General features: G+C 67.5%; 16 protein-coding genes and 1 pseudogene. 14 read left to right on the plus strand and 3 right to left on the minus strand.

Features of this window, described 5'->3' with window-relative positions; genetic code table 11:
• Window positions 1–7 precede the first annotated feature (7 nt).
• Window positions 8–529 (minus strand): annotated as a pseudogene (locus EET10_RS09335) (M23 family metallopeptidase); the annotation flags it as partial.
• Between the two features lie 246 nt (window positions 530–775).
• Between EET10_RS09335 and rpsB the strand changes: the two are divergent.
• The 13 genes from rpsB to EET10_RS09395 all read left to right on the plus strand — a co-directional run bounded on the left by rpsB (window position 776) and on the right by EET10_RS09395 (window position 8800).
• The gene (rpsB, locus tag EET10_RS09340) at window positions 776–1630 is read left to right on the plus strand and encodes a 30S ribosomal protein S2 (protein WP_036407082.1); all 855 of its coding nucleotides are present in this window, start codon (window positions 776–778) and stop codon (window positions 1628–1630) included.
• 12 nt (window positions 1631–1642) lie between these two features.
• Window positions 1643–2458 carry a translation elongation factor Ts gene (tsf, locus tag EET10_RS09345; RefSeq protein WP_036407085.1) on the plus strand — a complete coding sequence of 272 codons (816 nt, stop codon included), beginning with the start codon at window positions 1643–1645 and terminating at the stop codon, window positions 2456–2458.
• Window positions 2459–2467: 9 nt separating this feature from the next.
• Window positions 2468–3877, plus strand: a complete 1410-nt coding sequence (locus EET10_RS09350; protein WP_122502089.1) for an amidase — start codon at window positions 2468–2470, stop codon at window positions 3875–3877.
• A 206-nt stretch (window positions 3878–4083) separates the two neighbouring features.
• Window positions 4084–4620 carry a DUF1360 domain-containing protein gene (locus tag EET10_RS09355; protein ID WP_036407090.1) on the plus strand — a complete coding sequence of 179 codons (537 nt, stop codon included), beginning with the start codon at window positions 4084–4086 and terminating at the stop codon, window positions 4618–4620.
• A 17-nt stretch (window positions 4621–4637) separates the two neighbouring features.
• On the plus strand, window positions 4638–5051 hold the full coding sequence (locus EET10_RS09360) for a ChaB family protein (RefSeq protein WP_036407092.1): 414 nt from the start codon (window positions 4638–4640) through the stop codon (window positions 5049–5051).
• A gap of 4 nt (window positions 5052–5055) precedes the next feature.
• Complete coding sequence (locus EET10_RS09365) at window positions 5056–5514, plus strand: hypothetical protein (RefSeq protein WP_036407094.1); 459 nt, start codon at window positions 5056–5058, stop codon at window positions 5512–5514.
• Window positions 5511–5765 (plus strand): monovalent cation/H+ antiporter complex subunit F, encoded by a 255-nt coding sequence (locus tag EET10_RS09370; RefSeq protein ID WP_036407096.1) that lies wholly within the window; start codon window positions 5511–5513, stop codon window positions 5763–5765. The genes EET10_RS09365 and EET10_RS09370 overlap by 4 nt, the downstream gene beginning before the upstream one ends.
• Window positions 5762–6067 (plus strand): monovalent cation/H(+) antiporter subunit G, encoded by a 306-nt coding sequence (locus tag EET10_RS09375; RefSeq protein ID WP_036407098.1) that lies wholly within the window; start codon window positions 5762–5764, stop codon window positions 6065–6067. Before EET10_RS09370 ends, EET10_RS09375 begins: the two co-directional genes overlap by 4 nt.
• Window positions 6064–6339, plus strand: coding sequence for a Na(+)/H(+) antiporter subunit B (locus tag EET10_RS09380; protein ID WP_122502090.1), 276 nt, complete (start codon window positions 6064–6066; stop codon window positions 6337–6339). Before EET10_RS09375 ends, EET10_RS09380 begins: the two co-directional genes overlap by 4 nt.
• A gap of 123 nt (window positions 6340–6462) precedes the next feature.
• Window positions 6463–7080 carry an MnhB domain-containing protein gene (locus tag EET10_RS09385; protein ID WP_244601895.1) on the plus strand — a complete coding sequence of 206 codons (618 nt, stop codon included), beginning with the start codon at window positions 6463–6465 and terminating at the stop codon, window positions 7078–7080.
• Window positions 7081–7201: 121 nt separating this feature from the next.
• A complete protein-coding gene (locus tag EET10_RS30725) occupies window positions 7202–7429 on the plus strand; it encodes a sodium:proton antiporter (protein ID WP_244601896.1) in 228 nt (75 codons plus the stop codon).
• A gap of 7 nt (window positions 7430–7436) precedes the next feature.
• On the plus strand, window positions 7437–7670 hold the full coding sequence (locus EET10_RS29550; RefSeq protein WP_063468059.1) for a hypothetical protein: 234 nt from the start codon (window positions 7437–7439) through the stop codon (window positions 7668–7670).
• Complete coding sequence (locus EET10_RS09395; protein WP_218028450.1) at window positions 7664–8800, plus strand: proton-conducting transporter transmembrane domain-containing protein; 1137 nt, start codon at window positions 7664–7666, stop codon at window positions 8798–8800. The genes EET10_RS29550 and EET10_RS09395 overlap by 7 nt, the downstream gene beginning before the upstream one ends.
• A gap of 4 nt (window positions 8801–8804) precedes the next feature.
• Here the strand turns inward: EET10_RS09395 and EET10_RS09400 are convergent, their stop codons facing one another.
• Complete coding sequence (locus EET10_RS09400) at window positions 8805–9935, minus strand: glycoside hydrolase 5 family protein (RefSeq protein ID WP_063468096.1); 1131 nt, start codon at window positions 9933–9935, stop codon at window positions 8805–8807.
• A gap of 458 nt (window positions 9936–10393) precedes the next feature.
• Window positions 10394–11368: a class I SAM-dependent methyltransferase gene (locus EET10_RS09405; RefSeq protein WP_051490782.1), complete on the minus strand. Its 975-nt coding sequence runs from the start codon at window positions 11366–11368 to the stop codon at window positions 10394–10396.
• Between the two features lie 124 nt (window positions 11369–11492).
• Between EET10_RS09405 and pdxR the strand changes: the two genes are divergently transcribed.
• Window positions 11493–12863, plus strand: a complete 1371-nt coding sequence (gene pdxR / locus EET10_RS09410) for a MocR-like pyridoxine biosynthesis transcription factor PdxR (RefSeq protein WP_063468057.1) — start codon at window positions 11493–11495, stop codon at window positions 12861–12863.
• The last annotated feature ends 15 nt before the right edge of the window (window positions 12864–12878 follow it).

Raw genomic sequence — 12878 nt, forward strand, 5'->3', positions numbered from 1 at the left:
CTCAGCCTGTCAGCGGCTTGAGCCTTATCGGTGTTGATTTCACTAAACCCAGCGGGTTGACGTAGTCGGCATGCGAAGCCGGGCCCCACATTGCACCCCAATGCAGGCATGCCTGCGCAGCGCACCCGGGATGGCCGGCCAGCACGGTCCCCAGCACCGTCTGCGCCGTCACCAGCTGACCGGCCCGGACCGTCGCGCGCACCGGTTCGTAGCTGGTATGCAAGCCGCCCGGATGAGCCAGTGAAACGACCGGCCGCCCCGCCAGCAACCCGGCGAAGACAACCGTCGCGCTGCCGGGCGCGTACACGGGCTGACCCGGAGCAGCGGCCAGGTCCACACCGCGGTGTCCGGGATGCCAGTTCGGCGCGGGCGCGTCATAGCCGCGTACCACGGCGGGAGGCGGCCGCAGCGGCCACTCCAGCCGAAAATCGTCTGCAACCGCCGGCGAAGCACCGGCCAGCGTCCAGCACAGGATCAGCGCCAACCGTCGCACCGGCTCAGTGAAGCGCCACGCCAACCGCGGTACCAGTCACGGCTGACGGTTCTGGGGAGTACTTCCCGGCTGGAAAAAGCCATGAGCCCACGGGGTGTAAACTGCTCGTCGCAGCTCGTCTTTCGCGGGCTGACTTCGCGCGTCTGCACCGCGACTCCCGTTGTTCAGGAATTCGCACCGCATGCCGGGCGGTCCCGTAACAGGGTCCGGCATCGCAGCAGCCGCCAGGGCCCGGCTTCACCCGATGCCGGGCGAACAACCGACAACAAAGGAATACCGGCAATGGCCGTAGTCACCATGAAGCAGCTGCTTGACAGCGGCACCCACTTCGGGCACCAGACCCGTCGCTGGAACCCCAAGATGAAGCGGTTCATCTTCACCGACCGCAACGGCATCTACATCATCGACCTGCAGCAGACCCTGACGTTCATCGACAAGGCGTACGAGTTCGTCAAAGAGACCGTCGCGCACGGCGGCACGGTGCTGTTCGTCGGCACCAAGAAGCAGGCGCAGGAGTCCGTCGCCGCCGAAGCCACCCGCGTCGGCATGCCGTACGTCAACCAGCGCTGGCTGGGCGGCATGCTCACCAACTTCTCCACCGTGCACAAGCGGCTGCAGCGCCTCAAAGAGCTCGAGGCGATGGAACAGACCGGTGGCTTCGAGGGCCGCACCAAAAAGGAGATCCTGGGCCTGACTCGGGAGAAGAACAAGCTGGAGCGGTCCCTGGGTGGGATCAGGGACATGGCCAAGGTGCCCTCGGCGATCTGGGTCGTCGACACCAACAAGGAGCACATCGCCGTCGGCGAGGCCCGCAAACTCGGAATTCCGGTGATCGCGATCCTGGACACCAACTGCGACCCCGACGAGGTCGACTACCCGATCCCGGGCAACGACGACGCGATCCGTTCGGCCGCGCTGCTGACCAAGGTGATCGCTTCCGCGGTTGCCGAGGGCCTACAAGCGCGTGCCGGGCTGGGCCGTGGCGACGGCAAGCCCGAGGCTTCGGATTCGCTGGCCGCCGAGCCGCTCGCCGAATGGGAGCAGGAGCTGCTGGCCTCGGCAACAGCTCCGGTGACGGCCGGGGCTGGCGACCCGACGGCCGAAACCGCCACCGAATCAACCACTGACCCCTCATAGGAAGGCTGATCATTGGCGAACTTCACCGCTGCCGATGTCAAGCGGCTTCGCGAGCTCACCGGTTCCGGCATGCTCGACTGCAAGAACGCGCTGGCCGAAGCCGACGGCGACTTCGACAAGGCCGTCGAGGCGCTCCGGATCAAAGGTGCCAAGGATGTCGGCAAGCGCGCCGAGCGGGCCACCGCCGAAGGCCTGGTCGCGGCCAAGGAGGGCGTGCTCATCGAGCTGAATTGCGAGACCGACTTCGTCGCCAAGAATGCGGAGTTCCAGGCGCTGGCCGAGCAGATCGTGGCGGCGGCGGTGTCGTCGAAAGCCGCCGACGTCGACGCGCTCAAGGCGGCCCAAGCGGGTGACAAGAACGTCGAGCAAGCCATCGGCGAGCTGTCGGCCAAGATCGGGGAGAAGCTCGAATTGCGCCGCGTGGCGAACTTCGACGGCACCGTCGAGACCTACCTGCACCGGCGATCGGCCGATCTGCCGCCGGCGGTGGGTGTGCTGGTCGAGTACCAGGGTGGGGACAAGGATGCCGCCCATGCCGTCGCGCTGCAGATTGCCGCGCTCAAGGCGCGCTACTTGTCGCGCGAGGACGTGCCCGAGGACGTTGTGGCCACCGAACGCCGCATCGCCGAGGAGACCGCGAAGGCCGAGGGCAAGCCGGAGCAAGCGTTGCCCAAGATTGTCGAAGGCCGGCTGACCGGTTTCTTCAAGGACGCCGTTCTGCTTGAGCAGCCATCGGTGTCCGACAACAAGAAGTCGGTCAAGGCCCTGCTGGAGGAAGCCGGGGTCACGGTGACCCGATTCGTCCGGTTCGAGGTGGGTCAGGCCTAGCGGCAGCCCATGACCCGCATACACGCTTTCGGTGACGACGCGCTGGGCGATCTCGACGCCGTCGCCCTCGCCGAGGCCATCCGATGCGGTCGGGTGGGCCAGGCCGAGCTGGCCGAGGCTGCGATCGCGCGAAGCCAGGCCGTCAACCCCAAGCTCAACGCGGTGGCGTATGAGGCCTTTGACATAGCGCGCGATACGGCCCAGCGCGCGACGGCCGACGGGTTTTTCGGCGGCGTGCCCAGCTATATCAAGGACAACGTCGACGTCAGCGGGCTGCCGACGATGCGGGGCACCGATGCCTGGACGCCACACCGGGCGGGCAGCGACAGCGAGATCACCCGAGTGCTGCTGTCCACCGGCCTCATCGCGCTGGGCAAGACGCAGATGTCGGAGTTCGGGTTCAGCGCTGCCGCCGAACACCCGCGGCTGGGACCCGTCCGTAACCCCTGGCATACCGACTACACGGCGGGCGCCTCGTCATCGGGGTCAGGAGCGTTGGTCGCCGCCGGGGTGGTACCCATCGCGCACGCCAACGACGGCGGCGGCTCCATCCGCATTCCAGCCTCCTGCAACGGCCTGGTGGGGCTCAAGCCGTCGCGCGGCCGGCTGCCGCTGGACCCCCAGTTGCGGCGGCTGCCGATACGCATCGTCGCAAACGGGGTGCTGACCCGCTCGGTGCGCGATACCGCCGCTTTCTATCGCGAGGCCGAGCGCCTGTGGCGCCCGCCCAAACTGCCTCCGGTGGGCGATGTGACCAGCCCGGGTAAGCGACGACTGAAGATCGCAGTGATCACGCGCTCGGTTCACGTGGAGGCGAGTCCCGACGTGCGTGAACTCACGCTGAAGTCGGCCGCTTTGCTCGAAGAGCTCGGCCACCATGTCGAAGAGGTCGACCGGCCGCCGGTCCCGTCCAGTTTCACCGAGGACTTTGTGCTGTATTGGGGACTGATGGCGCTGGCGCAGGTGCGCACCGGTCGGCTTACGTTCGGCAAGACGTTCGACCGGACCCGGCTGGACAGCTTGACGTTGGGTCTGGCCCGTAATGCCCTCCGCAATTTTCATCTGCTCCCCGCCGCGGTCGTCCGGTTGCGCGGAGTCCGGCGGCACACCGCGCAATTCTTCGGTACCTACGACGCTGTGCTCACGCCCACCCTCGCCGATGCGCCGCCGCGCATCGGCTATCTCGCTCCCACCGACTACCAGCAGGTCATGGACCGGATGGCCAACTGGGTGGCATATACGCCACTGCAAAACGTCACCGGGGAGCCGGCGATTTCGCTGCCGATGGCCCAGTCCGTCAACGGGCTGCCGGTGGGCATGATGCTGGCAGCCGACCTGGGTCGGGAAGACCGGCTGCTGGAGCTGGCCTATGAACTCGAAGGGGCTCGCCCCTGGGCGCGGATCCACGCCTCCACATAGCGGGAACCAGGGCCGCCGCGTGGCCCGAGCCCACGTCAGTCCGGCGAGTATGTGTATTACCCGGCCCGTGCCGCCTCAGCGGGCCGGCCTGCCGATGATCAGTGCGGCCCAAAGCGCGCGCCCGCGGTTGCGCACCCCGTTGGTGGGATTGCCAGGCCCCGACTCGGGGTAATCGACGTCCAGATCCCAACCGTTGAGGAGCGATTGTGGGCGATGCGACCGAAGTCACCAGCGGCGTGGCCGAGCGGGCACGGCGGGAAGCCGACACTTATCGCGGCGATAGTCCGCGTCCACTTGGCGGTTACGTGATGGTCCTCGCCAGCTACGGAGTGGTGGTCGCGCTTACCGCCGTTGTCGCCGCGGCCACCGGCACAAGGTTGCCGGAGCGCTGGCGCGCACAAGACCTTCTCACGGTCACCGTCGGTACCCACAAGTTATCCCGCTCGCTGACCAAGGATGCGGTCACCAGTCCGTTGCGGGCGCCCTTTGCCCGCTACGCCGGCACCGGTGGTCCCGCCGAGGTGCACGAGGAAGTCCGGGAAGACAGCGCGTTGCGGCACAGCCTCGGTGAGCTCCTGACCTGCCCCTTCTGTCTGGACATGTGGGTGGCCACCGCCCTGGTGATCGGGCTGATCTTCGCGCCGAGGTTCACCCGTTTGGTCGCGGGCACTTTCACCGCGCTTGCCGGCGCCGACTTCCTGCAGCTGGCCTACGCGACGGCCCAGCAGGCAGCCGAGGGCTGAGAAAAGGAGGAGATCCAATGCCGAAGACGACCAAGGGCGGCAAGCCGAAGAAGAGTGAGCTGCCCAGCACGCTGCAGCGCTCCAACGCCAAGGCGCAACGCACGTTCGCCAAAGCCCATGATGCCGCCGCCGAGGAGTACGGCAGCGAGCAGCGCGCCCACCGGGTGGCCTACGCCGCCCTCAAGCACAGCTTCGAAAAAGTCGGCGACCATTGGGAGCCCAAGAAGAAGAAGGGCCCGTCGGACGAACTCGCCAAAGGCGGTGGTCCGCGCAACACCGGCCGCTCGGCGGAGGGCGTCGACGCCAACGCCAGCAAGAAACACCTGCTCGACGTCGCGCGGCGGCTCGATGTGCACGGCAGGTCGACGATGACCAAGTCTGAGCTGGTCGACGCGATCAAGAAGCACAATCGCCGTGTCCGGGGCAAGTAGGCGGTTGCCCCAGTTTCTCGGTGAAACCGGCCTCTGGTGGGTGTTGACCGCCGGTGTTTGGCTGGCCACGCTGAGCGCGCGCACGACGGCGGAATTGGCGGTGATGGCGGGGTGCACGCTGCCCGTCGCGGTGGTGGCGCGGTCGGCGCGGCGCGCCAACGCCGGCCGCTGGCAGTTCCGGATCGGCTGGCTGGGTTGGTTGGCGACGGCGGCGCGCGACATAGTGCCACAAGCCGTTGGCGTGTGGGCACATCGGTCCACCACGCGCTCCGCGACCATCAGGGCCTTGCACTTGCCCGACGAGACCCGGCCGGTAGCCGCGGCACGGCGAGCGACTGCGGTTCTGGCCCTCGCAACCACACCGGAAACCGTTGTCCTGCATTGTGCTCCGGACAAACGCTCGGTGCTGGCGCACTGCACACGGGCGCGCCCGAGCCGGCTGGAGATGGCGGTGCAACGGTGAACGCGGGAGACCTGGCGGTGCTGCTGCTACTGGTCGGGGCTTTCGTGCCGGGTGTGGTGATGTCCTCTCGAGGCCTTCCGCACCACAGGCTGGTGGGCCTCGAGTTCGCCACAGTGGCCGTGGTGATGGCGCTGACAATATATTGCGCTGCCTGGCAACGGGATTCGAGTCTGATAGTCCCGCTGGTGTTGGCACTGGTATCGCTGCCGAGCACGCTGGTCTATACCCGGCTTCTTGCCCGCAAGAGATGAACGCGCAGTCGATCGGTTGGGCCGTGGTGTTCGTCGGCGTCGCGGCGATGTCGCTCAGCGCAGTTGCCGCAACGGTGCGGGCTCAGGTGTTCGAGCGTCTGCACCTGCTGGCCGCCGCGACGTCGGTGGGCGTGCCGCTCATCGGCGTCGGACTGGTCATTGTGCGAGGCTGGACTCAGGCCTCGGCGATGCTCGTCGCAATCAGCGTGGTGGTCCTGGTGACCGCGCCGGTGGTCTCGGCGGCGACGGGACGACTGGTGGCCGAGCATGACGGCCTGATCGACGAGACGTCACCGCGATGACCGCGCTTGTCGTTTTGGCCGTTACGCTGGTCGGCGTCGCCGGAACCGTCGTTGTGCTGACCGGGGCACCCGACCGCCAGGCCATCGGATTGTCGGTGTTCGGCCTGGCTCTCGCGGTGTTGTTCGTGATGCTGCAGGCCCCCGATGTCGCGTTGTCGCAGTTGGCAATTGGCGGAGTTGTGGTGCCGCTGATGGTGATGCTCACCATCAGGGCGGTGCGTCGGCAAACCGACGAGCACCGGGGCCGCGCGACCGAGGAGGCCGGGCAGTGACCCGGGGGATTCGGACAGCAGTGTTCCTGGTCGGCGCGGCGGGGCTGGCGGCGTTGCTGTGGGCCGGGTTGAACCGAGGTGCCGGGTTTCGGACACGACCAGCACCCCTATCGGGATTTGGCTGTGGCAGAAGCGCTTTCGCGTGCCACCGGCAACGCGGTCGCATCGGTCAACTTCGATCAACGGGCACTGGACACCCTGGTGGAGGAAACCATCCTGCTGGCGTCGGTGACCGGCGTGATGACCCAGCTGCGCCCCGCCGTCGAAGAACGCGAATACCGGCCGCCGCAACACGACACCGTGTTGGACGCGACGCGGCTGGTCGGCTACCTGATGCTGCCGGTGACCATGGCGCTCGGCCTCGACCCGATTGTGCATGGCCACCTCACCCCGGGCGGCGGGTTCCAGGGCGGTGTGGTGTTGGCCGCCGGTTTGCACCTGCTCTATGTCACCGGAAGTTTCCGGGCGCTGGATCGGATGCGGCCGGTCAACGTCTTCGACATCGGGGAAGCGTTGGGGGCGGCCGGATTTGTGGTGATCGGGCTGGTCGGCTTGCTGGTAGGCGCTGTGTTTCTGCGCAACCTGTTGCCGATCGGCACGCTGGGCAACCTGTTTTCGGGGGGTTCGGTGGCGCTGCTCAACGTCGCGGTCGGTGTCGAGGTGGCCTGCGGAATGACGGTGCTGCTGGCGCAATTCCTGGCCCAGGAAATCACCATCGTCACAAAGGGCGCGCCGCGGTGAGCGTCTATCCGTATTGCGTGGCCGGTTGGCTCGTATTGATCGGCGCGTTCGGTATTGTCCGCAGTCGCAACCTGATTCACGCGGTGGTGTGCCTATCGGTGGCCCAGTCAGGCACACCTACGTGCTGCTCTTGGCGGTCGGATTCCAGCGCGGCGCGGCCCCACCGATCCTCACCGGCTCCGGCATGCCGCCGCCGGCACAGGTGGTCGACCCGGTGGTCCAGGCGATGACGTTGACCGACATCGTCATCCAGGCCACGGTGACCGCGTTGCTGTTGGCGCTGGCCATCCAGATCCACAAACGCCACGGCACCCTGGACCCCGACGAGCTGTCCGCGCTGAGGGGCTGAGCAACCAGTGCAGGCGATCGCGGCCCAGCTGCTGCCGCTGCTGATCGCGGCGCCGATCCTGGCCGCCTGCCTGCTACTTGCGTTGAGCCACCGGCTGTCTGGGGCGGCAGCCGGCTGGCTGACGGTGGCGGTGTCGGTTGCCGCGACAGCTGCCGCCGGGTATGTGGCGGTGGTCGCGCGGGAACACGCGGTGCTCACCTGGATCGGCGGCTGGTCCATGCAGGGGCGGCCCTGGTGGTGAAGGCCGCGATCGTGCCGCTGCATTTCTGGCTGGCCGACGCGCACGCCGTCGCGCCGGCGGGAGTGTGCATGCTGTTTTCCGGCGTCATGGTCGAACTGGGTCTCTACGGCATGTGGCGGGTCTACTGGGTGATGTTCGCCGACGCGTTGCCGCACCCGGCGATATCCCGGACATTCCTGGTGGCTGGCGTGCTGACCGCAGTTGTGGGCGCGGTGATGTGTCTGCTGCACCGCCACCTCAAGCGGTTGCTGGCCGACTCGACCATCGGGCACCTGGGACTGTTCCTGGTGGCCACGGCGACGTTGCGGCCGGAGGCGGTCACCGGTACGGCTCTCTACGTGTTGGGTCATGCCGGAGCCAAGTCGGCGTTGTTCTTGATCGTGGGCATCCTGCTGGACCGTCACCGGACGGTGGACGAATTGGAGTTGTCCGGACGTGGTCGTGGCCAGTGGCCGCTGGCCGGGCTGTATCTGGTTGCCGCGCTGGCGCTGGCCGGGTTGCCGCCGTTCGGCACCGCGCTGGGAAAGTCGTTGTGCGAGGAAGCGATCGGCTCCGGATGGGCATCGACGTTGTTCCTTGTGACCTCGGCGGCGACCGGCGGTGCCGTGCTGCGCGCCGGGGTGCGGTGCTTCACCCGATGGGGGAGCGACGCGGAGCCATCCGCCGACACGTCGCGGGCCAGCAAAGGCGAGGAGGAGCCGGACACGGTCCTGCGCCGGACGCCGCCGAGTATGTACTTCCCGGTCGCCGTCCTGCTGCTGGGCTGCCTGGCGGCCGGGGTGGTGCCCGGCCTCGTCCAGGCCGCCGACGGCGCCGGACGGCGATTCGTCGACACCGCCGGGTATGTCGCCGCTGTTGTGGGAGGGACGGTACCCGGCGCGGCGCACAGCTGGTCGGCGAGTGGGGTGAGCCTGGCCGTCATCGGTGTGCTGGCCGCCGGTTGCCTGACGATCCTGGCATCGCGGCGAACCGACGACAGCGCGCCGTTGCGACGACCGGTGTCGACAGTGGTCCGACCGGCTGTCGCGGCGCTGCAAGCGGCTCACTCCGGCCATGTCGGCGACTACGTTGCCTGGATGTTCGCCGCCGTGACCCTGCTCGGCGCCGTCTTGGGCCTTCAGGTGCTGTGACGCGTCAGTTCATCCGATCGATTGCTGACATGATCCGAATTTCACCGTCCTGATATGGCCGTCCGTCGGGATACAGCAAGTCGTGGAACCACAGTTTGGGGACGGTCGGATAGGGGTGGTCCCAGGAGTCCCAGGGCAGGTAGGTCTGGGTCTTGCCGGCAACCAACCCCCAATTGAATGCTGCGACGTTGTAGCGCTTGGCAATTGGCAGGATTCCGGCGATGGTGCTGCCCAGCGGACGGGCCAGATATTCGGTGCACAGGATGGGCCGGCGCAGCGGCAAAAGCTCAGCGATGCGGGATTCGAAGACAGCCGGGTTTCCATAGCAATGGAAGGTGACCACGTCGGCGTTGTCCAATTGAATGGCGCAGATCGTGCTGCGACGCCGCGGATTCGCCCACTGGCCGTGCCACACGCCGCTCGTCAGCGGTTGACTCGGGTCCACTGAGCGTGCCCACTGGAACACCTCCGGGAGCAGTTCTGCCACTCGTTCCTGTTTGTCCGCCCGTTCTACGGAACGATATGGGCGGGCCGGATTGTCGGGCTCATTCCACAGGTCCCAACCCAATACGCGGTCATCGCTGCGGAATTGGCTCAGCACACCGGTGACGTAGTCGTGCAGGACAGGGCGGTAACGGCTGTCGTCGAGGTGCTCGGCGCCCGGGCTTTGCACCCAACCCGAGTTGTGCACCCCGGGCCGGGGCTCGGGTTGCGGACCCGGATGCGGGAGCGGATCCCAGCACGAGTCGAAGAAGACGAAAAGCGGCTTGATGTGATGGCGGGCGGCGATGGCGACGAACTGTGCGAGACGGCGCTGAAAGCCCCGATTGTCTTGGGCCCAAAGCTGATCGTGGAGAAACACGCGCACGCTGTTGAGCCCACACAACCGCGCCCAGCGCAGCTCGGTATCGATTAGTTGGGGGGCAAAAGTCTCGGCCTGGAACATCTCGAGCTGATTGACTGCGTTCGAGGTGATGTAATTCGCGCCGATGAGCCGCTCTTGCGCCTGGTACCAGGTGTTGGCGCGGTCGGGCGACCACTGCCCTGCTCCAGCCGCGGATGCCCGGGGCACATGAGCAAGGGCCAGACCCGCCAGCGACACCAGCGGCAGTTTGAGCACGGTTCGGCGCGGGATGACGTCACCTCGACTTCTTGCAGAATTCACACTATCGGGCCCTTCATCGGATGACGGTGGAGAGTGCCGTGTCGAACAGCCCTGTCACAGATCTGGATGCATCGGGCGTTCACCCCGGCACACCCAGCCGCCCACCGACCGTAGGGCAGTCGGCCCGTCGGTCGATGTCAGTTCATCAGCCGTTGCGTTGGCGCCGTTAGCATTTCCAGGTTATCGGTTTGGCGCCGCGCGCGGTGCCAAATGCAACGGGTTGGCAGCCTCCAAGCAGTTGACGTCGGTGGCGGTCGTGGACGGTGTTCTTCTGATGGACTGACGTGCTAGCTGACTGGTTCCCGCCACCGGGTGCAGCGTTCCCGAATCCCTGTGCTGCCAAACGTGATTGGATGTGCGGGAGTCGACACGCGTCGAATACCGGGTTGCCGGGCTACCGCGGCAACCAGCAGTCGCGCGGCCTCGGGTCAGTGCCGAGATGGCGGCTGCGCGACGGCACGCACGCCTGTCCGCAGGGCGGACACCACGGCCAGCCAATCGTCGTCGGCCAACCCGCGGGCGCCCCTCGGGTCGTAACGTTGCAGCAGCGTGGGAACCGTCGCGTGGTCCTGGCTTTCGAATCCGTGAGCCGCCAGCACATGGTGTATTTCGGTTGCGGTGAAGCCGCTTCGGTACGGTTCCCCGCGGCGCGCGACCACTCGGGTCACCCGTCGGGCACTTGCCCACCGGGTGGTCGCGGAGGCCACGCCCGCATCGATGTAGTCGACGAGCAGGCGGCTGCCCGGTGCGCACACCGTGGCGAGATCGGCAAGTGTGGCGTCGAGAGCGCGGGCGGTGAGGTACATGCTGACCCCCACCCAGACGACCACGCTGCGTCGTTCGGGGTCGAACCCGCTGGCGAGCAGTCGTTCACGCAGCTCCCCGTGCTCGAAATCGACCGGCACCCACACGGTCCGGCTGTTGGCCTGCCGTGCCAGCAGCCGTTCGGTTGTCGAGCGTTTGGCAGCCTGGGTCGTCGGCGCGTCCACCTCGAAGATCGTCACCGGCTGCCCGGCCAAGCGCAGGCTCGTCGTATCGAAGCCGGCGCCCAGCAACACCAGCTGATCGATGCCCTCGGCAATCGCGGCCATGCACAGGTCGTCGGCGTAACGGACTCTCAGCACGATATGGGCGTGGAGCCCGCCCCACCGGCGGTCGAACACGCCAAGAGCAACACCGGCAAGCCATCGGCGAGCCAACATGGCCCGCAACACGGGGTGGCGGACAAAGTGCCGGGAATACGGATCGTCGAGCAGGCGACGAGCAGGCGGCTGCAATGTTTCCGCTGCGCGTTGGGCGGCGTTGACCTGAGCGGTCAGGCTCGCCTTGCGGTCAAGTCGCCGGCCGGTCGCCCCGGTGCCGGGTTGTCGCCGAAGGTCGGGATACGCGCAGGCTTGCGACATTGCTTGCGACATGGGTTGTCCCATCGGTGTAGTAGCGATGACGGACCTTCACGTTAGGCCGTTGACCGGTATGTCAGTAAGGTCCAATTCAATACCTGTTTCGTGGACCAGTAGCGGAGCGGAAGTGGATCTACATCTCGAGCTGCCGCCCAACCGCGGCCGCCGCGCGGCGCTCGAAGATGCGCTGCGACAAGCCATCCGGGACGGGCGGCTGGCTTCCGGCGAGCGGTTGCCGTCGTCGCGGGCGTTGGCCGGGCAACTCGGCGTCGCCCGCGGGACGGTCGTCGAAAGCTATGCGCAACTGGCGGCCGAGGGCTATCTGCGTACCCGGCCCGGCGCGGTCACCGAGGTGGCTCATGGGCCCGGTGTCCGACCTCGACCCGGCGCCGAACCGGTTGCGCCCCGCATCGTCGCCGATTTCCGCCTGGGCCGGCCCGACCTGACGATGTTTCCGCGCGCGGATTGGTTACGCGCATTGCGCCGCGCCCTCCAGATAACTCCGCATTCCGAGCTCGGCCCGCTGAACCCGCGCGGATCAACGCAGTTGCGTACCATCCTGGCCAGTTACCTGGGCCGGGTACGCGGTGTGTCCACCACCGCCGAGCGGATCGTCATCTGCAGCGGCTTCACCCAGGGGTTGCGGCTGGTGTGTGACGCGCTGGGCGCGCAGGGAGCGGGATCGATCGCGCTGGAAAATCCCTGCCTTCCCGACCACCGCTTGACAGCACAGGCCAGCGGGCTCGACGTCATGGCGTTGCCTGTCGACCGCGACGGCGCCCGCCCCGACGGGTTCGACGCGTCCGGGGTTGCCGCGGCGGTGCTGACTCCGGCCCATCAAGCGCCGTTGGGGACGACGCTGTCGGCGGACCGACGCGCGCAGTTCGCCACGATCGCGGCCCAACACGACAGCTACGTGATCGAAGACGACTACGACGGCGAATTCCGCTATGACCGCCATCCCGTGGGGGCACTGCAGGGTTTGGCCCCCGAGCAGGTCATCTACGCGGGCAGTGCCAGCAAGAGCCTGGCTCCGGGGCTGCGCCTCGGCTGGCTGGTGCTGCCCGCCAGCCTGCTCGACGCCGTGGTCGAGGCCAAGCGCCGAACCGACCGCGGCACAGACATTCTCGTCCAACTGGCGTTCGCGGAGCTGATCGCCTCGGGAGCCCTGGACCGCCACATCCGGCGGATGCGCCGCCGCTACCGGCACCGCCGCGATGCGCTCGTCGACGTGCTGGGCCGGTGTGCGCCGGCGATGTCGGTGCATGGCACCGCGGCTGGTCTTCACGCCGTCGTATCACTGCCCGAGGCAAGCGCGGAGGCCGACGTCGTGGCCGGCGCCCACGAACGCCAGATCGCCCTCACGGGCTTGGCGCCGTTCTGGCACCGCGAACCGGGCTCCATCTCGGGGATCGTCGTGGGCTACGGGGCGCCGTCCGAACGCGAGTACCCCGCCGCACTGCGTCGCCTCGCGAAATTGCTGCGCGCAACGGCATGAGCACCGGGTCGGCGA

This window comes from Mycobacterium pseudokansasii, from assembly GCF_900566075.1.
GTDB lineage: Bacteria > Actinomycetota > Actinomycetes > Mycobacteriales > Mycobacteriaceae > Mycobacterium > Mycobacterium pseudokansasii.